Genomic DNA, 20747 nt, shown 5'->3' on the forward strand with positions numbered 1-20747 from the left:
CACCGAAAGAGCTGCCCTGGCCCGCACTGTTCAAAGCATTGATTGGATGAGCACCATCGCAGCTTCCGCTCCCGAACGACGAGTACTCATCCTCGGCGGCACCGCCGAGGCGCGGGCCCTCGCCGCCCTGCTCGCCGACCAGCCGGCGATCGCGGTGGTGTCCTCCCTGGCCGGGCGGGTCGCCGATCCCCGCCTACCGGTGGGCGAGGTACGCATCGGCGGGTTCGGCGGTGCCGCCGGGCTGACCCGCTGGCTCACCGAGCACCACATCGACGCCGTGGTGGACGCCACCCACCCGTACGCCGCCCGGATGCGGGCCGCCGCCGTCGACGCCGCCACCACCGCCGGGGTGGCTCACCTGCGGCTCGAACGACCCGGATGGACGGCGCAGCCGGACGACCACTGGCACCGGGTCCCTGACGTGGACGCCGCGGTGCGGATGCTGCCGGCGCTCGGGCGGCGGGTGCTGCTGACCACCGGCCGGCAGAGCCTCGCGGCGTTCCTGCCGCTGAGCGGGCTGTGGATCCTCGCCCGGGTCGTCGACGCGCCGGCGGAGCCGGTCCCCGCCCACGTGCAGCTGCTGCGCAGTCGCGGCCCCTACACGCTCGCGGGCGAGCTGGAGCTGATGCGCACCCACCGGATCGACGTGCTGGTGACCAAGGACAGCGGTGGTCCGCTGACCGAGGCGAAACTCGCGGCCGCGCGCCGACTCGGGCTGCCGGTGCTGATGGTCGACCGTCCCACGCCGCTCGCCTCCTCGACGGTGGTGACCACCGTCGAGGAGGCGGTGCGCTGGCTGTCCGGTCTGCCGGCTCAGCTGGGATAGGTGCGCGGGGTCCAGACCACCGTGGACCCGTCGCCTCTGGTGCTGACCTGGGTCGTCGACGAGCCGACGATGAGCAGGCAGCGCATGTCCACCATCTCCGGGTCCACGTCGGCCAGCGTGGTGACGGTGATCGTCTCGCCGGGGCGGCCGACGTCGCGGGCGACCACCACGGGTGTCTTCGGATCGCGGTGGCGCAGCAGGACGTCGCGGGCCGCGCCGACCTGCCAGCGACGGCTGGCCGAGGCCGGGTTGTAGAGGGCGAGGACCAGGTCGGCGGCGGCCGCCGCAGCGAGCCGGGACTCGATGATCGGCCACGGCTTGAGCCGGTCCGACAGCGACAGCACCGCGAAGTCGTGTCCGAGCGGGGCGCCGATCCGGCTCGCCGCGGCCTGCGCTGCGGTGAGGCCGGGCAGGATCCGCACCGGTACGGCGGCGAAGCGGGCCTGCGCGGTGGCCACCTCGTAGACGGCGCTGGCCATCGCGAAGACTCCGGGATCGCCGGAGGAGACGACCGCCACCCGGGCTCCGTCGAGCGCGAGTTCCAGGGCGTGGGCGGCCCGTTCGGTCTCCACCTGGTTGCCGGAGGTGTGCCGCTGCTGGCCGGGGCGCACCGGCACCCGGTCGACGTAGGGTCCGTAGCCGACCAGGTGCTCGGCCTCGCGAAGCGCCCGCGCCACCTCGGGGGTCAGCCAGCGGGGTCCGGCCGGGCCGACGCCGACGACCACGACCTCCCCCGCCCGCTGCGGGGTCGGGGCCGGTGGCTCGTCCCGAGTGGCGGCGCTGGTCGGGCTGGGCAGCAGGGCCAGGGAGAAGTACGGCACCTCGTCGGCCGACACGTCGGCCAGGAGTGCGTGGCGTTCCTGCGCCGAGGTGGCTCGCTCCACGTACCACGTCTCGGGCAGCCGGCCGGCGTCGGTGACGGCGGCGCGGACGTTGTCGAAGGTGCGGCCCAGTTTGAGTACGGCGGCGGCGTCGGTGTCGGCGAGCCGCCGGGCGAGTTCCTCGGCGGGCAGCGTGCCGGGCAGGATGGTCAGCACCTCGTCGCGTTCGACCAGGGGCCGGCCGAGTACGGCGGAGGCGGCGCTGACCGACGTGACGCCGGGCACCACCTGGGCGGGGAACCGGTGGGCGAGGCGCTCGTGCAGGTACATGTAGGAGCCGTAGAACATCGGGTCGCCGGCGCAGAGCACCACGACGTCGCGGCCGGCGGTGAGGTGGGCGGCGAGCCGCTCGGCGCTGTCGTCGTAGAACTGGCGGATGACACCCTCGTAGCCGGCTGGGTCGTCGGTGTCCTCGGTGGTGACCGGGTAGACCAGCGGCTCGTGGATGTGCTGCTCGCGCAGCAGTCCGGCGGCGATGGTACGGGCGATGCTGCGGCCGTGCCGGGCCGAGTAGTAGGCGATCACCTCAGCCTCGGCGATCAGCCGGGCGGCCTTGACCGTCAGCAGTTCCGGGTCGCCGGGTCCGACGCCGACGCCATAGAGCGTGCCGGGCTGTGCCATCGTCACTCCACCTCGCTTGCGATGCCGTTCACCGCCGCCGCGGTGACGGCGCTGCCGCCGCGGCGGCCGTGCACGACCAGGTACGGGACCCCCGCCTGATGTGCGGCGAGGGCCTGCTTGGATTCGGCTGCGCCGATGAACCCGACGGGCACCCCGATGATGGCGGCCGGCCGGCCGGCACCTTCGTCGATCATCTCCAGCAGCCGGAACAGCGACGTGGGCGCGTTGCCGATGGCCACCACTGCTCCGTCGAGCCGGTCCCGCCACAGCTGCATCGCCGCCGCGCTGCGGGTGGTGCCCAGCTTCCGGGCCAGGTCCGGCACCGCCGGGTCGCGCAGCGTGCAGAGCACGTCGTTGTCGGCGGGCAGCCGGCTGCGGGTGATCCCGGCGGCGACCATCGCCGCGTCGCACAGCACCGGCGCGCCCGCTTTCAGCGCCGCGTGGCCCGCAGCGACGACCTCGGGGTGCGCGTCCACGTCGTTGACCAGGTCGACCATGCCGCTGGCGTGGATCATTCGAACCACCACTCGGGACACGTCGACGGAGAACCGGGACAGGTCGGCCTCGGCGCGGATGGTGGCGAACGATCGGCGGTAAATCTCCGCGCCGTCGCGGACATAGTCGTAGCTCATGAAGGTCTCCGTGCCTGTGCCACCCGCTCGGGCAGCGGGCCGTGATGATCCCCGCGGGGACTCGCGACACGGTAACCGGCGTCGGTGGCCACGGCGACGGCGGCCGGGCCGGCGGGCCGCCCGCAGCAGCGGTCGCAGCCGGCCCAGTGCAGGGGAAGCGCACCGGCGACGGGCGGGTCGGCGGCGATGAGGGTGGCCGCCGCGTCGGCGCGCACGTCGGCCAGGGCGTTGCCGCAGCCTGGCCGGCCGGTGCAGGCGGTCACGCCCACCCAGGGCGACGCCGGATCGACGATGAGCCCGACCTCGGCCAGCCGGGGCATCGTCGCCGTGGGCGGCCCGGGCACGACGATGGTGCGCCACGGGGCCACCACCACGGGCGCGTCGGCCAGGGCGGCCACGGTGTCGGCCTGATCGGCGGTGAGCCGGCCCAGTGGTGCCGCCGCGACGACGAAGCCGTGCGGGTGTGGGCCGACCTGAGGCGGGGTGCCGTGCGGCGGGTCGAGCGGGTCGGCGTGCGGGCCGCCGAGCGCGGCGACGATCGCCGCGGGCGCGTGCGGCAGGTCGGCGAGACGCCACACATCTGGCCGCCCGCCGCGCTGGTGCAGGAACGCCCGGGCGGCGGCGACCAGTGCCTCGGGGACCTCGGCGGCGGCGGCCCGCAGGCCGAGGTCACGGCCGGCCAGCAGCAGCGCGCCGCGGCCGGCGATCCAGCACAGGTCGGCGCCGAGTGCGGCGACGTCACCGCGGCCGTCGTCGAGGGCGATCAGGAACCGGCCACTGAGCTCGGTGAGGTCGTCGGCGGCGCAGATCGCCGCGTCGACGGCGGCCACCAGGGGCCGCACGTCGAGGTGGCCGACGGTGTCCAGGCCGCTCAGGGGTGAGGCGACGATGTTGCGGACCCGTTCGTGGGTGGCGCTGGGCAGCAGCCCGGACTCGACCAGAACGGCGGCGACCCGGGCGACGGCACCCGGGTCGGGGATGCCGCGTAGCTGCACGTTGCCGCGGGAGGTCAGCTCCAGGGTGCCGTCGGCGTCGTGTCGGGCGGCGGCGGCCAGGCGGCGTAGTTGCGGGACGTTGAGCCGGCCCCCGGGGATGCGTACCCGCACCAACAGCCCGTCGGCAGCCTGATGGGCCCGCAGCAGGCCAGGGCAGCGGTCGCCGTCGAAGCGGCCGGGTGGGGAGGAGACAGCGGGCACCCGCTCATCGTAGAGTCGGGCTCTCGGCGCGGATCCGCGTCGAGATCAGCATCACGCGGTCGGCGTGGAGGAACCCGGTGCGAGTCCGGGGCGGTCCCGCCACTGTCACCGGCTCGGCACACCAGGTGCCGGGTCGGGAGCCAGACACTCCGGTCGACCGCGACCGACGACCTCGGGCGCGGACCCGGGGAGGAGTCAAGCATGATTCTTTTGCTGTCCACCTCGGATACCGATCTGCTCAGCGCCCGGGCCAGCGGTGCGGCGTATCGGCTGGCCAACCCGGCCCGGACAGGTGAGGAACCCGAGGCGTTGGCCGAGCTGCTGGCCGGTGTCGACCTCGTGGTGGTGCGCATCCTCGGCGGCTACCGGATGTGGCAGCGCGGCCTGGACGAGCTGCTCGGCGGTGATCTGCCGGTGGTGGCGCTGGGCGGCGAGCAACTGCCGGACGCGGACCTGATGGCCCGCTCCACGGTGCCGCAGGGCATCGCCGCGCAGGCGCACGCCTACCTGGCCCAGGGCGGGCCGGACAACCTGCGGGAGCTACACGCCTTCCTCAGCGACACGGTGCTGCTGACCGGGTACGGGTTCGCGCCGCCGGTCGAGCAGCCCAGCTGGGGGGTGATGCCGCGTCCGGCGGCGACGGTGGCCGGCCCGACGGTGGGGATCCTCTACTACCGGGCGCATCAGCTCAGCGGCAACACCGCCTTCGTGGAAGCGCTCTGCGCGGCGGTCGAGGAGGCCGGCGGCGTGCCGCTGCCGGTGTTCTGTGCCAGCCTCCGTAGCCCCGACGCGGGGCTGCTGGAGACCCTCGGCCGCGCCGACGCGCTGCTGGTCACGGTCCTCGCTGCCGGGGGCACCCGGCCGGCGGAGGCGTCCGCCGGCGGAGCCGACGAGTCCTGGGATGTCGGTGCGCTGGCCGCGCTGGACGTGCCCATCCTGCAGGCGCTGGCGCTGACCCAGGACCGGGCGACGTGGGCCGACAGCGACGACGGGCTCAGCCCGTTGGACGCGGCCACCCAGGTGGCGGTGCCGGAGTTCGACGGCCGGTTGATCACGGTGCCGTTCTCGTTCAAGGAGACCGACGCCGACGGGCTGCCGCACTACGTCGCCGATGCGGAACGTGCCCGCCGGGTCGCCGGGATCGCGGTGCGGCACGCCCGCCTGCGGCACGTTGCGCCCGCCGAACGGCGGATCGCGGTGGTGCTGTCGGCGTACCCGACCAAGCACGCCCGCGTCGGCAACGCCGTCGGGTTGGACACCCCGGCCAGCGCGGTGCGGCTGCTGCGGGCGCTGCGCGAGCGGGGTTATGACGTTGGCCCGGTCGAGGGTCCCGACGCGCTGCCCGGCCTGGTGCCCGGCGGCGACGGTGAGGACGCCGACGGTGACCGGCTCATCCACGCGCTGATCGCCGCAGGCGGGCAGGACCCGGAGTGGCTCACCGAGGAGAAGCTGGCCGGCAATCCGGTACGGGTGCCGGCGGCCGCCTACCGCCGCTGGTTCGACGCGCTGCCGGCCGAGCTGCGGGAGGCAATGACCGCGCACTGGGGGCCGCCGCCGGGCGAGCTGTTCGTCGACCGGTCCGGCGGCGGGGACGGTGAGATCGTGCTGGCCGGGCTGCGCGCCGGCAACGTGCTGCTGATGATCCAGCCGCCGCGCGGGTTCGGGGAGAACCCGGTGGCGATCTACCACGACCCGGATCTGCCGCCGACGCACCACTATCTGGCCGCGTACCGGTGGTTGGACGAGCGGTTCGGCGCGCACGCCGTGGTGCACCTGGGCAAGCACGGGTCGCTGGAGTGGCTGCCCGGTAAGAACCTCGGCCTGAGTGCGAGCTGCGGTCCGGATGCGGTGCTGGGTGAGCTGCCGCTGATCTACCCGTTCCTGGTCAACGACCCGGGCGAGGGCGCGCAGGCCAAGCGGCGGGCGCATGCCACCATCGTGGACCACCTGGTGCCGCCGATGGCGCGGGCGGAGAGCTATGGCGACATCGCGCGGCTGGAGCAGCTGCTCGACGAGCACGCCAACATCGCCGCCATGGACCCGGCGAAGCTGCCCGCCATCCGGGGGCAGATCTGGACGCTCATCCAGGCCGCGCGGCTCGACCATGACCTGGGGTTGGAGCAGCGGCCGCACGACGCGGAGTTTGACGACTTCCTGCTGCACGTCGACGGGTGGCTGTGCGAGGTCAAGGACGCTCAGATCCGCGACGGCCTGCACATCCTCGGTCACGCCCCCACCGGCGAGGCGCGGGTCAACCTGATGCTGGCCATCCTGCGGGCCCGTCAGGTGTTCGGCGGGCAGGCCGATGCCGTGCCCGGGCTGCGCGCCGCGCTCGGCCTCGACGAGTCCGCGGCAGAGCAGACCGCCGAGGTGGACCGGATCGAGGCGGTGGCCCGGCGGCTGGTCGAGGCGATGGAGGGCCACGGCTGGGCGTCCGAGGCGGTGGAGCTCGTCTGCGCCGAGGTGCTCGGCGCAGACGACCCGCGCGGCGACACCGTCCGGCGGGTGCTCACCTTCGCCACCACCGAGGTCGCGCCGCGGCTGGCCGGCACCGCCGGGGAACTCGACGCGGTGCTGCACGCCCTCGACGGCGGCTATGTGCCCGCCGGGCCGAGCGGCTCGCCGCTACGCGGGCTGGTGAACGTGCTGCCGACCGGCCGTAACTTCTACACCGTCGACCCCAAGGCGATCCCCAGCCGGCTGGCCTGGGAGACCGGGCAGGCCATGGCTACCTCCCTGTTGGAGCGCTACCGGCGCGACACCGGCGACTGGCCCCGCTCGGTCGGGCTGTCGGCGTGGGGCACGTCGGCGATGCGTACCGCGGGCGACGACATCGCCGAGGTGCTCGCGCTCATCGGCGTACAGCCGATCTGGGATCCCGCGTCGCGGCGGGTCACCGGCTTCGAGATCATTCCGCTGGCCGACCTGGGCCGGCCCCGCATCGACGTGACGCTGCGCATCAGCGGCTTCTTCCGGGACGCTTTCCCGCACGTGGTGCTGCTGCTGGACGACGCGATCCGCGCTGTGGCAGCCCTCGACGAACCGGACGAGGACAACTACCTCGCCGCGCACGCCCGCGCCGACGCCGCCCAGCACGGCGACGACCGCCGCGCCACCACCCGCATCTTCGGCTCCAAGCCCGGGGCTTACGGGGCGGGACTGTTGCCGCTGATCGACAGCGGCAACTGGCGTGACGACGCCGACCTGGCCGAGGTGTACACGGTGTGGGGTGGTTTCGCCTACGGTCGCGACCTCGACGGGCGGCCGGCCCGGGAGGACATGGAGTCGGCGTACCGGCGGATCGCGGTGGCGGCGAAGAACACCGACACCCGGGAACACGACATCGCCGACTCCGACGACTACTTCCAGTACCACGGCGGGATGATCGCCACGGTGCGGGCGTTGACGGGGCAGGCGCCGCGCGCGTACATCGGCGACAGCACCACCCCGGACGCGGCGCGGACCCGGTCGTTGACCGAGGAGACCGCGCGGGTGTTCCGGGCCCGGGTGGTCAACCCGCGCTGGCTCGCCGCGATGCGCCGGCACGGCTACAAGGGTGCGTTCGAGATGACCGCCACGGTGGACTACCTGTTCGGTTACGACGCGACCGCCGGGGTGGTCGCCGACTGGATGTACGAGCAGCTCGCCCAGAGTTACGTGCTGGACCCGGAGAACCAGCAGTTCCTGCGCCGGTCGAACCCGTGGGCGCTGCGTGGCATCGTCGAGCGGCTCACCGAGGCCGCCGACCGGGGGCTGTGGGCCAAACCCGACCCGGCGTTGATGGACGCGCTGCGGCAGGCGTACCTGGACGTCGAGGGTGACCTGGAGGACGCCGGCTGACACCTGCACCGTCCCCGGGGCCGCTCCGGCCCCGGGGCCCTGTGGGTCTGGTCAAGTGGTAACTCGTGCTGCTGCCCGGGGCGATGTCTGGTTTTAGGGAGTGATGGCGTACTCGGTAAAGCGGCCGCAGGGTTGGAACCCGAGCCGGCGGTAGACGGGTTCGCCCTCGGAGGATGCTTGCAGGACCACCGTGCGGTAGCCCGCGTCGTACGCGGTGTGCAGGGTCGCCAGGGTGATGGCGCTGCCGTAGCCGCGTCGACGGTCGGTCGCCAGGGTAGCGATGTTGTAGATCCCAGCGACTGCTGAGTGGAGGAAGACCTCGGCCGAGCAGACGGGACGGCCGTCGACGTAGCCGACCAGGTAGCGAGCGGGGCAGTCGGGGGCGAGGGCCCAGTCGGCGGCATCGGCGAAGAAGCGGCGCACCGTGGCGGCCGGTGGGTTCCAGTTCGCAGCCAGGACGGTCGCGTAGTCGGCGAGTTGCCTGGGGGTCCTGACCCGGCGGATGGTCAGGTCCACCGCGGGTTGCTGGGGTGGGGTCGCACGGAGGTCGTGCCACATGCCGGTCTCGGTCTCGGATGCCTGGAGCCCGGCGTTTTCCAGGAGCGAGGCGAGATCCGCTGGTGTGGAGGCCGGGCCCACCCACCACGAGAAGGGACGCCCGGTGGTGGCCAGTGCCTGCAGGGTCTGCGTGATCCGGGTCGGGGCGGTGTCGGGCGTGAGACGCGCCGCCGCGACGATGTTGAAGGTGTCGTCGTCCAGGCCGCTGTCGGCGATCAGGAGGTCGTCGGTTTCGATGACGGTCGCGCCCGCCACATGCCGGTGCAGGTGACAGGCATGTTCGGCGAGGTTCTGCTCCATGGCGATCATCAGGTCTGAGCGACCGCCGAGGGGCTGTTTCCCTTCGTTCACAGGGTTCATCACCTCAGTCTGTTCGCTGGCACCGAACCGGGTGGTGCTCAGGCGTGCGTGAGTTGCGTGGCGTCGGCGAACGCCGCGACCTGGCCCACGACGGTGATGGCGGGTGCGCGCAGGCCGTGGGTGGCGGCGACGGCGGCGATGTCGTCCAGGCGGCCCCGCAGGATCCGCTGCTGGTCGGTGCCGCCGTTCTCGACGCTGACCGCCGCGGTGGCGGGGTCCATCCCGTGTGCGAGCAGCGCCGCGGTCACTTCGGGCAGCGTCTGCACGGCCATCAGCAGCACGATGGTCGTGCGGGATCGGGCTACGCCGGACCAGTCGACGGTGCTGCCCGGATCGTCGGGGGGCAGGTGGGCCGACACCACGGTGAAGCCCTGGGTGAGTCCACGGTGGGTCACCGGCACCCCGGCCAACTCCGGTACGGCGATGGCGCTGGAAATTCCCGGCACCACCTCCACCGGCAGGCCGGCGGCCCGGCACGCCTGCACCTCCTCCATGCCCCGGCCGAAGACGAACGAATCGCCGCCCTTGAGTCGCACCACCCGATGCCCGGCGTGGGCCTCGGCGACGAGGATCTGGTTGATCCGCTCCTGCGGGACGAACGCGCCGCGCGGCACCTTCGACACGTCGATGACCCGTACCCCGGGGCGCAGCTCCCGCAGCAGGGCCTGCGGCACGAGCCGGTCGGCGACCACCACGTCGGCCTCGGCGAGGCGGTCCAGCCCCCGCTGCGTGACCAGTCCGGGATCGCCGGGGCCGGCACCCACGAGGGTGACCCGCCCGACGGCGGGTGAATCGACGGTGGCGGCGGATGCCGGAACGGGCGGCGATGCTGGTCGGTGGGCTGGTTTTCCACCGGCTGCCGGGCCGCCGCGGGTCGCCGCGGCGCTCGGGCGGGTGCCCGGTGCGGGCGGCGCCGATCCGGTGGCCTGCCGGTGGATGGCGGCGGCGAACCGGCCGGCCAACTCCGGATGCCCGGCCCAGTGCACGTGCAGGTAGGAGGCGTGCACGTTGCCATCCGGACCGCCGACGATGCCGTCAAGGGTCGGCGCGGCGGTGCCGTGCGCCGCGGACGGGCGGGGCCGGAACCGCCAGGCGGGCGCCGCCCCGGGGTCTGCCTCGACGCGGGTGCGGTGGAACTCGTGCCCCGTGACCGGGTCGTCGACGTCGGCGATGATGCTGACGGTGGCGGCGCGGGCCTCCCGGTAGCCCAGCACCAGCCGGTCGGTCATCCGGGCGTGCACGGGCAGCACCCCGGTCATCGCCGCGCCGTCGAGGTGCTGGCCGAGGTAGAGCAGCCCGGCGCACTCGGCCACGACCGGTAGGCCGGCCGTCGCGGCGCGGGCCACCGCCTGGCGCAGCGGCGCGTTCTCCGCCAGCCCGCCGGCGTACACCTCGGGGAAGCCGCCGCCGAGGTAGAGCCCGGCGGTGCCGGCGGGTAGGGCCGGATCGTGGAGGGGGTCGACGGGCGCCAGGTGGAGGCCGGCGGCGGCGAGCAGTTCGTCGGTTTCGGCGTACCGGAAGGTGAACGCCGCTCCCGAGGCGACTGCGACGGTTGCGTCGAGGCGGAGGCCGCCGACCTCGGCGGTCGGGTCCCAGGCGGGGCCGGGGAGCGCGGGTGCGCGGCGGGCGACCGCGACGACCGCGTCCAGGTCGACGCCGGCCGCGACGTGTGCGGCGAGGGAGTCGACGGTGCGTTGCGCGGCGGCGATCCGCTCGGCGGCCGGCACCAGGCCGAGGTGCCGGCTCGGGGTGTCCAGGGTCGGGTCGCGGCGCAGCGCCCCGAGCACCGGGACGCCGGTGGCGGCGAGTGCTTCCCGGATCTCCGCCTCGTGGGTCACCGAGCCGACCTTGTTCAGGATGACGCCGGCGACGGTGAGCTGCGGGTCGTACGTGGCGAAGCCGTGTACCAGCGCGGCGATGCTGCGTGAGGCGCCGGAGACGTCCACCACGAGCAGTACGGGGGTACGGGTCAGCCGGGCCACGTGTGCGGTGGAGGCGAACCCGGACCGGCCGACGGCACCGTCGAGCAGGCCCATCACGCCTTCGATGACGGCGATGTCGGCGGGTGTCCCGACCGTGGCGCCGTGCCGCAGTAGCGGCAGGATCCGCTGCTCGCCCTGCAGGAACGGGTCGAGGTTGCGGCCTCGGCGTCCGGTGGCCAGTTCGTGGTAGCCGGGGTCGATGTAGTCCGGGCCGACTTTGTGGCCGCTGACGGTCAGGCCGCGCTGTCGCAGGGCAGCCATCAGGCCCGTGGCCACGGTCGTCTTGCCCTGCCCGGAGGCGGGGGCGGCGACGATCACCCGGGGTGGGACGGTCACCATTCGATTCCCCGTTGGCCCTTCTGTCCACTGTCCATCGGATGTTTGATCTTGGTCATCTCGGTGACCAGGTCCGCAGCGTCGATCAGCCGTGGGTCGGCGTCACGGCCGGTGATGACGACGTGCTGGTGGCCGGGTCGCTGTCGCAGCGTGTCCACCACGTCGTCGACGTCGACCCAGCCCCACTTCATCGGGTACGTGAACTCGTCGAGCACGTAGAGGTCGTGCTCGGCGGCGGCGAGGCGACGCTTGATCTCCGCCCAGCCCTCGGCGGCCTGCGCTGCGTGGTCGTCTTCGGTGCCGCGGGTGCGGCTCCAACTCCATCCGGCGCCCATCTTGTACCAGGCCACCGGGCCGCCCTGCCCGGTCTGGTCGTGGACCTGGCCGAGGGCGCGCAGCGCGTTCTCCTCTCCGACGGTCCATTTGGCGCTCTTGACGAACTGGAACACCGCGGTCGACCAGCCCTGGTTCCAGCCGCGTAGGGCGAGCCCGAAGGCGGCGGTGGACTTGCCCTTCATCTGGCCGGTGTGGACGATCAGCAGCGGCCGGTTGCGGCGCTGGCGGGTGGTGAGCCCGTCGTCGGGGACAGTGACCGGTTGGCCCTGTGGCATCAGGCGGCTTCCCTTCGGTGCCGGGTGGCGGTGTGGGATCGCACCGCGTGGGTGAGCGTGTCGGCGGCGACACCTTCCAGGGGCAGGTGTTCCCCGCTGAGGGTGACGGCGAGGTCCGCGGCCAGCCGCATCCGGACCCGGCCCTGCTCGCAGTCGACGACCACGGCGGGGGTGCCGTCCGCGGCAAGCAGCCGGGCGGCGTGCTGGGCCCGGGCCACGGCGTTCGGGCCGGCGGTGGCGCGCCCGTCGGTGACGACCACCAGCAATGGACGTCGTCGCGGGTCGCGGATCCGCTCGACGCGCAGTACCTCGCGGGCGCGTAGCAGCCCCTCCGCAAGTGGTGTGCGGCCCCCGGTCGGCAGGGTCGCCAGGCGGGCGGCGGCCACCTCCACGCTGGCGGTCGGTGGCAGGGCCACCTCGGCGGCGGCGGCCCGAAAGGTCACCAGCCCGACCTTGTCGCGGCGCTGGTAGGCGTCCAGGAGCAGGGACAGCACCGCGGCCTTGACCGCGGCGACGCGCTGCCGGGCGCCCATCGAACCGGAGGCGTCCAGGCAGAACAGGATCAGGTTGCTTTCCCGACCGTGCCGTACGGGCATGCGGACGTCGTCGGGGCGGAGCAGGATGCCGGGGCCGCGCCGACCGCGGGCCTGCTGGTGCGGGGCGGCGGCGCGCAGCGTCGCCACCAGGTGCGGCCGGCCGGTCGCCGCGCCGGCGGGGCGCCGCGCGCCGACGGTACGTCCGCTGGTGGTCAGGGCCGGGGATCGGCGCCCGGCCACACCGGCGCCGGTCCCGGTGACCTGCAACAGTCGTGCCCGGTAGGGCGCGGCGGCCGGGACCGGCGTGGGACGAGGCTGGTCACCGCCGGTTTCCGTGGCGGGTGGGGCGTCGGGGCGCTGCCGGTACGGCCGCTCGTCATCTCGCCCGTTCTGCGCCGGGCCCCCCGGTCCGCCGCCGTCGGGTGGCTCGGGCGGGCCGTCGGGGCCATCCGGGCCATCCGGGCCGTCCGGATTGTCGGGGTCCGGTGGTCCGTCCGATGGCGGATTCGGGTCGTCCTCGGGCTCGTCCAGGCCGGCGTCGTTGAGCGCGCGGTCGAGGTCCGCGGCGTCCTGCTGGGGAGGGTCGAACGGGTTGCGGCGGCGACGGTGGGGCAGGGCGAGCCGGGCGGCGACCCGCACGTCGCCGACAGCCACCTCGGTGCGTCCGCACCAGGCAGCGTGGGCGATCGCGGTGCGGGCGATGACCAGATCAGCGCGCATCCCGTCGACCTCGGCGGCGGCGCAGAGCGCGGCGATGCGGGTCACCATGGCGTCGTCGAGGCGCACCGCCGGCAGCAGCTTCCGGGCATGCGCGACCTGGGCACCCAGCGCGGCGTCGGCTTCGGCGTAGCGGGCAGCGAAGCCGTCCGGGTCGGCCTCGTACGCCAGGCGCCGGCGCATCACCTCGGCCCGCACCTGCGGGTCCCGGCTCGCGGCGACCTCGACCGTGAGACCGAAGCGGTCCAGCAGCTGAGGCCGCAGCTCCCCCTCCTCGGGGTTCATCGTGCCGACCAGCACGAACCGGGCCGCGTGGGTCACCGACACGCCTTCGCGTTCGACGGTGGCACGTCCCATCGCCGCCGCGTCGAGCAGCACGTCAACCAGGTGATCGTGGAGCAGGTTGACCTCGTCGACGTAGAGCAGGCCACGGTGGGCGGCCGCCAGCAGGCCCGGGTCGTACGCGGTCACGCCCTCGCTGAGGGCCCGTTCGAGGTGCAACGCGCCGAGGACCCGGTCCTCGGCGGCTCCGACCGGTAGCTCCACCAGCCGTGCGGGACGCGTGTGGGCCGTCGGGGAGGCCGGGTGCGGCCCGTCCGGGCAGTGCGGGTCAACCGCCGCGGGATCGCAGGAGAAGCGGCAGTCTGCCACCACCTCGACGGGTGGCAGCAGGGCCGTCAGGGCCCGGACGGTGGTGGATTTCGCTGTGCCCTTCTCACCCCGCACGAGCACGCCGCCGATCGCCGGGGAGACGGCACACAAATTCAACGCCAACGCCATGTCGTCCATGCCGACGACGGCGGAGAACGGGTACGACCGCACGGTCACACCTTTCACCTCGCGTGGGTCCTCGCCCACGGCCGGTCAATGACCGCGCCGACGAAGGGCGGCGCGGTACGGCTCAGCGAGTGTCTGGCTTCCGATCCGGCACAGGCCGGACCGGTCACAGTGGCGGGACCGCCCCGGAGTCGCCGGCCCTGCTCGGGCCGACCCACCGGTGTTCCTCACCGCGCCGTCGCCGCCGATGATGTCACACCCGCCCCCGGGGCGGCAGGGCCCCGACCTGCTGGACTACCGTTGCGCCGCGTGAAGTCCATGACACCCGATGAGCGGGTCACCGTCGTCGGCATCGGCGCGGACGGCTGGGCGGGTCTCGACGAAAGCGGACGCAACGCCCTTCAGCACGCACAGGTGATCCTGGGCGGGCAGCGGCACCTTGACCTGCTGCCGGCGACCGTGCCGGCCCAGCGGGTGCCCTGGCCGACGCCGCTGCTGCCCGCCCTGCCCGATCTGTTGTCCGCGCATGCCGGGCGACGGATCTGCGTGCTGGCCAGCGGCGATCCGATGTGGTTCGGCATCGGCAGCCACCTGGTGCGGCTACTCGACGCCGAGCGGATACGCGTGGTCACCCACCCCTCATCGATCGTGTTGGCCTGCGCGCGGATGGGCTGGCCGGTGGAGCAGGTCACGGTACGCAGCGCGGTAGCGCGCGACCTGGACGCCATCCGCCGCGACCTCGTTCCAGGGCAGCTGCTGCTGGTGCTCAGCCAGAATGCCGCCACCCCCGCCGCCGTGGCCCGCATCCTCACCGACACCGGGTACGGTGCCAGCGAATTGACCGTCCTCGCCGCACTCGGCGCCGATCGGGAACACCGGGTCGACGGGTGCGCGCAGGAGTGGACCGCCGAGCCGGGCGATCCCCTCAACGTCGTCGCGGTCCGGGTCGCCGCCGCGACCGGCACCCGCGTGCTTCCCACGGTGCCGGGGCTGCCCGACGACGCCTTCGACCACGACGGTGCCCTCACCAAACGGGAGGCGCGGGCGCTCGCCCTGTCCCGCCTGGGCCCCGCCGCCGGGGAACTGCTCTGGGACATCGGCGCCGGTAGCGGCAGCATCGCCATCGAGTGGCTGCGCAGCGACCCCACCACGTCGGCGGTAGCGGTGGAAAGCCGCGACGACCGCGCCGACCGCATCGTGGCCAACGCCCGCAGCCTGGGCGTACCACAGCTGCGCGTGGTCCGCGGCCGAGCGCCGGACGCCCTCGCCGGGCTGGCCCCACCCGACGCGGTCTTCGTCGGCGGCGGACTCACCACTCCCGGGATCTTCGACGCCGCCTGGGCCGCGCTGCGCCCCGGCGGACGGCTCGTCGCCCACGCCGTCACGCTCCAAGGCGAACGCGAACTCGCCGACCAGGCGGCCCGACACGGCGGGGACCTCACCCGGATCTCGATCGAACGCGTCACGCCGCTGGGCAGCTTCACCGGCTGGCAACCCGCCCGACCCGTCGTCCAATGGGCGGTGAGCAAGCCGTGACCGTCTACTTCATCGGCGCAGGACCGGGCGCAGCCGACCTGATCACCGTGCGCGGGCAGCGGATCCTCGCCCACGCCGAGGTCTGCCTTTACGCCGGCAGCCTCGTCCCCGCCGACCTGCTCGCCACCTGCCCACCCGCAGCGCGACTGGTCGACACCGCCGACCTGACCCTCGACCAGATCATCGCGGCGATGACCGACGCGCACCGCGACGGCCACGATGTGGCACGGCTGTGCTCCGGCGACCCCGCCGTCTTCAGCGCCGTCGCCGAACAGGCACGCCGCCTGGACGCGGCCGGCGTGCCGTACGAGATCGTCCCCGGCGTGCCGTCCTACGCCGCCGCGGCGGCCGCACTGCGCCGGGAACTGACCGTGCCAACGGTCGGGCAGACCGTCATCCTCACCCGCACCCAGGCCCGCTCGACACCGATGCCCCCGGGCGAGGATCTTGCCGAACTGGGACGCAGCCGCGCCACCCTGGTACTGCACCTGGCCGTCGCCCGTACCCGCCACCTCGCCGACCAGCTGACCCCGCACTACGGTGCGGACTGCCCGGTCGCCGTGGTCGCCAATGCCAGCCGCCCCGACGAGATCATCCTGCGCGGCACCCTCGCCGACATCGCCGACCAGGTCGAGGCACACGGGATCCGCCGCACCGCGGTCATCATCGTCGGCGCCGTCCTCGCAGCCGATTCCTTCCCCGACAGCTACCTCTACTCCCCCGGCCGGGATCGCGACGCGAAGCGCCGGGCCGAACCGGCGAGGTGACCCACATGCGCACCGTCCTCGTCATCGGCATCGGTGCCGGCGACCCCGATCAGCTCACGCTGGCCGCCGCAACGGCGATGCAACAGGCCGACGTCTTCTTCCTGCTCGACAAGGGCGCCGAGAAGCACGACCTGATCGCGTTGCGGCAGGACCTCATGAACCGCTTCGCCCGCCCTGACCACCGGGTCGTCGAGGTGCGGGATCCCGACCGGGATCGCACGACCGACGGGTACGTCACGGCGGTGGACGACTGGCGGCGGCAGCGGGCCGACCTGCTGGAGACGGCCATCGCCGAGCATCTGCCGGACGGCGGCTGCGGCGCCTTCCTGGTCTGGGGCGACCCCGCCCTCTACGACAGCACCCTGGCCATCATCGAGGACATCCTGGCCCGCCGGCGCGTCGCCTTCACCTACACGGTGATCCCCGGCGTCAGCAGCGTGGCGACCCTCGCCGCACGGCACCGGATCAGCCTCAACCGGGTCGGCCGGCCGTTCCTGGTCACCACCGGCCGCCGCCTGGCCGCGCAACTGCCGCACGATGTCGACGACATCGTGGTGATGCTCGACGCGCACTGCACCTTCGCCCGCTACGTGGACGAGGACCTCGACATCTTCTGGGGCGCCTACCTCGGCACCCCTGACGAGATCCTCATCGCCGGCCACCTCGGGGAGGTCGCGGAACGGATTGTGCGGACCCGCTGGGAGGCCCGGGAACGCAAGGGCTGGATCATGGACACGTACCTGCTGCGCCGCCGGGACAGGCCGGCCGGACCGTAACCAGAGAGTTGGGTCCCGGTGGTGGAGGCGGAAGGCGGTGAACAGACCGGCCGGGACGCGAGGCATTCCCGCTGCTGGGCCTGGTATGGGCCGACGTCGGCTATGTCAACCGCGTCGATGCCGCTCTGCTGGGCTGGGCGTCCACGCCGGGATCGAGTTGTGGATCGTTTCAGCGGGCGGGGATCCTCTCGGATCCCCGCCCGTCTCTGCCATACCCCTGGTGCAGACTGCGTGGCGTGGACCTGACGTTTGCGTTCGCCGTCCTGCTCGGGCGGCCCGACTTCCCTGCCGGCTCCTACGACGCCTACTACGGCGGCGACACCCTCGACGAATTCCTGCTCCCGGCCCGCTGGCTCACCCCGGCCACCCTCGCGTCGTGCGCCCCGGTCGCGTTACCAGCCGTCGACGCCTGCTACCTCGACGACGACCATCAGGCCCTCGCCTGGGAGTTCGACCTGGCCAATTCGCTGTTCGCGGTCGAGTGGGCCGACGACGTACTGCCGGCGGCGTTCCTCGCCGACGTACGGGCAGCCGATGCCGACATGCTCGTGCGCGGCGCCGACCTGGGCGTGCTGCTCGCCCGTCACGGACTCGACCTGACGGCCCAGTCGGCGAAGCAGCTGAACTATCGCATCTCGGCGCTGCTGCGCCTGGCCACGGACGGCACCCTGCACGACGCCATGCGCATGGCGACGTTCACGCACCGCCTGCCGGAGCTGGCCTCGTTCGGCTCGGGAGGCCCGCGGCGGGTCGAGGAGGGCTGGGAGACGGCACTGGCCGCGGTCGAGCCGCCGGAACTGCGCGGCCACCTGCGCCTGCACTGCCTGGAGCCGTTCTGGTCACGGGACGCAGGCGCCCGCTACCTGGGCGCGGACGAGTGGCCGACCGGCACCTCGGCCCTCGACGGCCGACGCAAGCTGCTGGCGGGTTGGGAGTTCGGCGAGTCTCAGTCGGGGGTGGCCGTGGTCGCCTGAGAGAGCATTGTGATACCTCGGCGTGATCTTCGTTGAGCGTGTCAACAAAGATCCGCTGTCGGGCCAACAGATCTTACGAGTGGCCGAGTCCCCCGAACCCATGCATCGTCGCCTATGGATTTCGACAATGATGGTTGATGTGACGTGGAAGGAGGGCTGGTGCAGTACGCGGCGGGACTCGATGGCCCTGACCTGCTCGGCTGGTGGATGCGGCAGCCGACCCGGCGGGACCGTCTGCGGACGCGGCGCCCGGCAACACCGAAGCCGCCGGGCACCCGGTTCGCGTTGGGCGGCCGGATGTCGACCCGGGAGTTCCAGGATCGGCGGTCGTCGGCGCGGTGGCAGCGCGACTTCGCCGAGGACGTCATCGACGGCCGGGGCCGCCAGCACGACGAGTTCCAGGCACCTGCTCAAAGACGTCGAGATCCCGAGCCCGCGAGCGGTCCGACGATGGTCGAATTCCAGAACAACGCGGTCAGCCCGGGGTGGGCGTAGGTGTGATGCCAGCCGGCCGTGACCTGGCTCCTGCCGAGCGGCTCATGACGGCCAGGCCGATCACAGCGAGGAGTCCGAGCGCGGCCGGGATGAGGAAAAGCAGGGGTAGTCCGATGGCGGCGGCTCCGAGTCCTCCGGCGGCTCCGCCCAGGGCGGAGGCCACGGATGTGGAGCTGAGGAATATGGCGGAGGCGGTGGCGACGGCGGTGGGGAGAAGGCGCTGGGCGACGATGATCCCGAGTGCGGCGAAGACTCCCCATACGCCGCCCATGAGGATCTGCCCGGCGAACAGGCCGGCGGCGGTGCCGGTGAGGGCGAAGCAGATGTTCGCGGCGACGCCGAAGCCAGCCCCGATCACCATCAGCTGCATCATTCCGATTCTGCGTGCCACGAGCATCGCCAGCGGCATAAGGATGATCTCGACTAGTGGCTGGATCCCGATGATCGCGCCGCTGAGCCCGGCGGGGAAGTCGAGCTGCGCGTTCATGTAGATCGGCAGGTACGCGTACTTGATCGGTTCTCCGGCGTACACGAGTACGTAGAGCGCGGTGAACATGAGCAGCGGCAGCATGTCTCGCACGCTGGGCCCGCCCGTGGCAGCTTCCGATGCTCGATGCGCAGAGGTGGTGGCCGGTGGTGTCCTGAGCATCCCCAGCGGGACGATCTGTGCCAGCGTGCAGGTCGCCGTCGCCAGGAGCATGGCGTGCAGTGAGGTGTGGGCGGCCAGGAACGATCCGGCTACCGGGCCGACCACCCAGCCGCCGGTCAGGGCCATCCGAACCACGGCGACCACCCCGTCGTTGCTCGGATTCGGGTGGGCTACCTGCTCGTCGTGGATGGCGGCGAACAGCTGAGAGGTGGCGGCGCCGCCAAACGCGCCGATGACGGCGCTGATGACGTAAGGCATCCAGAGGTGAGTCGAGTAGGCGATGCCCACCCAGCCCACGAAGCCCAGGACGGCACAGAGGCGGAACAGGCCCAGACGTCGGCCGGTGCGGTCCGAGCGCCTGCCGATCAGATACCCGGCCAGGGGCGAGGTCAGGCTCGTGAGGTAGAACAGCCCGGCGGCGCCGAGTGAGGCGCCGAGGTCGTTGACGAGGAACGACGCGATCTGCGGTGCGGCGGCCGAGAGCCCGAGAGCGGACAGGAACACCGAAATGGTGGCGCCTCGGTAGAGCGGCGAGGCGAGCGTCAGCCGCAGCGCCGATGTGCGTACCGCAGGTTCGGCCACCGCCGCGTCGGTCGCCGCGGCCTGCTCGCTGAGTGCCATCGCTGCCGCCCTTTGCGGGTTCTAGTGTCGAGTGCTGTCGCGAATGACGAGGTCGACCGGGAACCGCTGTCGGTGGCCGGGCGTCGGGTTGCCCTGCAGGAGCAGGCGGGTGGCGGCGGCCGCCATGTCCTCGACGGGCAGGCGCATCGTGGTCAGCGGCGGGTTGGTGCACACGGCGGCGATGCTGTCGTCGAAGCCGATGATGCTCACGTCGTCGGGGACGCGTCGGCCGCAGGCGGTGATCGCCTGGACGGCTCCGGCGGCCATCAGGTCACAGGCGATGAACATCGCATCGATGTCGGGGTACTGCTCGAGCAGCTGTTTGGCGGCGTGGTTGCCGCCTTCGCGGTGGAAGCCGCCGTCGGCGCTCACCTCGGTCAGGCCAAGGTTTCGGACGGCTCGCAGGTACCCGGTGCGGCGGTCGATGGCACAGGGGTTGAGGGCGGGCCCGTTGATGGCGGCGATCCGCCGGCGGCCAAGCTGGTGCAGCTGGTTGACCGCGGTGTACGCGCCGCCGATGTTGTCGGCTTGCATGGCGGGGACGGATGAGGCGGTGGGCACCATCGAGACGGTGCGGCGGCACCGGCTGTAGAACCGGGTCGCCAGGGACGGTGTGATGTCGGCGAGGACAGCGCCGAGGGTGGTGTTCGCAGCGATCCCGTCGATCGTTTCGGCGGCCGTCTCAGGGCGAATGGCGTGCAGGCGCAGTTGTGCGTTGACACCTTCGAGGACGGGCATCATGCCGGCCAGGACCCGGCTGAAGTACGGGTGTGTCCCGAGCCAGCCGATGCCGGGGCCGTAGGTCACCGCGATGAGGTCGACGGCGTGTTGGCGGCCGGTGGCCAGGGCCCTGGCTGTCTCGTTGGGCTGGTAGCCCAACTCGGTCACGGCCGCGTGGACCCGGGTGCGTAGCGGCTCGGACGCGCCGGGCGCGTTGTTGATCACGCGGGATGCGGTCGCGGGGGACACGCCGGCCACGCGGGCGACATCCGCGATCGTGGGCTTGAGCCTGTTCATGGGGGCCTGCACCTTCCGTCACGGCGCCTTGAGTGCCGC

At 73.0% G+C, this 20747-nt stretch carries 16 protein-coding genes, 1 pseudogene and 1 riboswitch; of the genes and pseudogenes, 7 read left to right on the forward strand and 10 right to left on the reverse strand.

From position 1 onward, the window contains the following. Window positions 1-46 precede the first annotated feature (46 nt). On the forward strand, window positions 47-826 hold the full coding sequence (locus AB0C02_RS22655) for a cobalt-precorrin-6A reductase (protein ID WP_357550681.1): 780 nt from the start codon (window positions 47-49) through the stop codon (window positions 824-826). Here AB0C02_RS22655 and AB0C02_RS22660 read toward each other — a convergent pair. Genes AB0C02_RS22660 through AB0C02_RS22670 form a run of 3 tightly spaced genes read right to left on the reverse strand, consistent with a single transcriptional unit; the run spans window position 814 to window position 4156 of the window. Beyond that, window positions 814-2328, reverse strand: a complete 1515-nt coding sequence (locus tag AB0C02_RS22660) for a precorrin-2 C(20)-methyltransferase (RefSeq protein WP_357550682.1) — start codon at window positions 2326-2328, stop codon at window positions 814-816. The genes AB0C02_RS22655 and AB0C02_RS22660 overlap by 13 nt on opposite strands. Window positions 2329-2330: 2 nt before the next feature. Continuing rightward, a complete protein-coding gene (locus AB0C02_RS22665) occupies window positions 2331-2960 on the reverse strand; it encodes a precorrin-8X methylmutase (protein WP_357550683.1) in 630 nt (209 codons plus the stop codon). Beyond that, the gene (locus AB0C02_RS22670; RefSeq protein WP_357550684.1) at window positions 2957-4156 is read right to left on the reverse strand and encodes a precorrin-3B synthase; all 1200 of its coding nucleotides are present in this window, start codon (window positions 4154-4156) and stop codon (window positions 2957-2959) included. The genes AB0C02_RS22665 and AB0C02_RS22670 overlap by 4 nt, the downstream gene beginning before the upstream one ends. Window positions 4157-4223: 67 nt before the next feature. Next, window positions 4224-4306, forward strand: a riboswitch (cobalamin riboswitch). Between the two features lie 51 nt (window positions 4307-4357). Here AB0C02_RS22670 and cobN point away from each other — a divergent pair. Beyond that, a complete protein-coding gene (cobN, locus tag AB0C02_RS22675; protein ID WP_357550685.1) occupies window positions 4358-7996 on the forward strand; it encodes a cobaltochelatase subunit CobN in 3639 nt (1212 codons plus the stop codon). A gap of 93 nt (window positions 7997-8089) precedes the next feature. On the opposite strand, the gene AB0C02_RS22680 is transcribed toward cobN, so the two are convergent. From AB0C02_RS22680 to AB0C02_RS22700, 5 genes and pseudogenes are all read right to left on the reverse strand, one after another. Beyond that, window positions 8090-8914, reverse strand: coding sequence for a GNAT family N-acetyltransferase (locus AB0C02_RS22680; protein WP_357550686.1), 825 nt, complete (start codon window positions 8912-8914; stop codon window positions 8090-8092). Window positions 8915-8952: 38 nt separating this feature from the next. After that, window positions 8953-9678: a uroporphyrinogen-III C-methyltransferase gene (gene cobA, locus AB0C02_RS22685; protein WP_357550774.1), complete on the reverse strand. Its 726-nt coding sequence runs from the start codon at window positions 9676-9678 to the stop codon at window positions 8953-8955. 171 nt (window positions 9679-9849) lie between these two features. Then, window positions 9850-11235 (reverse strand): annotated as a pseudogene (locus AB0C02_RS22690) (cobyrinate a,c-diamide synthase); the annotation flags it as partial. After that, window positions 11229-11843, reverse strand: coding sequence for a cob(I)yrinic acid a,c-diamide adenosyltransferase (cobO, locus tag AB0C02_RS22695; RefSeq protein ID WP_357550687.1), 615 nt, complete (start codon window positions 11841-11843; stop codon window positions 11229-11231). The pseudogene AB0C02_RS22690 and the gene cobO, both read right to left, overlap by 7 nt. Then, window positions 11843-13885 carry a magnesium chelatase subunit D family protein gene (locus tag AB0C02_RS22700; protein ID WP_357550776.1) on the reverse strand — a complete coding sequence of 681 codons (2043 nt, stop codon included), beginning with the start codon at window positions 13883-13885 and terminating at the stop codon, window positions 11843-11845. Before AB0C02_RS22700 ends, cobO begins: the two co-directional genes overlap by 1 nt. Before the next feature lie 306 nt (window positions 13886-14191). Between AB0C02_RS22700 and cbiE the strand changes: the two genes are divergently transcribed. The 5 genes from cbiE to AB0C02_RS22725 all read left to right on the forward strand — a co-directional run bounded on the left by cbiE (window position 14192) and on the right by AB0C02_RS22725 (window position 18421). Next, a complete protein-coding gene (gene cbiE, locus AB0C02_RS22705; protein WP_357550779.1) occupies window positions 14192-15409 on the forward strand; it encodes a precorrin-6y C5,15-methyltransferase (decarboxylating) subunit CbiE in 1218 nt (405 codons plus the stop codon). Continuing rightward, a complete protein-coding gene (gene cobM / locus AB0C02_RS22710; RefSeq protein WP_357550688.1) occupies window positions 15406-16176 on the forward strand; it encodes a precorrin-4 C(11)-methyltransferase in 771 nt (256 codons plus the stop codon). Before cbiE ends, cobM begins: the two co-directional genes overlap by 4 nt. Before the next feature lie 5 nt (window positions 16177-16181). Beyond that, the gene (gene cobF, locus AB0C02_RS22715) at window positions 16182-16952 is read left to right on the forward strand and encodes a precorrin-6A synthase (deacetylating) (RefSeq protein WP_357550689.1); all 771 of its coding nucleotides are present in this window, start codon (window positions 16182-16184) and stop codon (window positions 16950-16952) included. Between the two features lie 236 nt (window positions 16953-17188). Beyond that, window positions 17189-17926, forward strand: a complete 738-nt coding sequence (locus tag AB0C02_RS22720) for a hypothetical protein (protein ID WP_357550690.1) — start codon at window positions 17189-17191, stop codon at window positions 17924-17926. 159 nt (window positions 17927-18085) lie between these two features. Next, complete coding sequence (locus AB0C02_RS22725) at window positions 18086-18421, forward strand: hypothetical protein (protein ID WP_357550691.1); 336 nt, start codon at window positions 18086-18088, stop codon at window positions 18419-18421. On the opposite strand, the gene AB0C02_RS22730 is transcribed toward AB0C02_RS22725, so the two are convergent. Then, entirely contained in the window at window positions 18402-19691 is a 1290-nt protein-coding gene (locus tag AB0C02_RS22730) for an MFS transporter (RefSeq protein WP_357550692.1), read from the reverse strand. The two genes, AB0C02_RS22725 and AB0C02_RS22730, sit on opposite strands and share 20 nt — an antisense overlap. A gap of 21 nt (window positions 19692-19712) precedes the next feature. Next, window positions 19713-20708, reverse strand: coding sequence for a LacI family DNA-binding transcriptional regulator (locus tag AB0C02_RS22735; protein WP_357550693.1), 996 nt, complete (start codon window positions 20706-20708; stop codon window positions 19713-19715). Between the last annotated feature and the right edge of the window lie 39 nt (window positions 20709-20747).

Origin of the sequence: Micromonospora sp. NPDC048999 (assembly GCF_040649295.1) — a bacterium.
In the GTDB taxonomy this organism is placed as follows: domain Bacteria; phylum Actinomycetota; class Actinomycetes; order Mycobacteriales; family Micromonosporaceae; genus Micromonospora.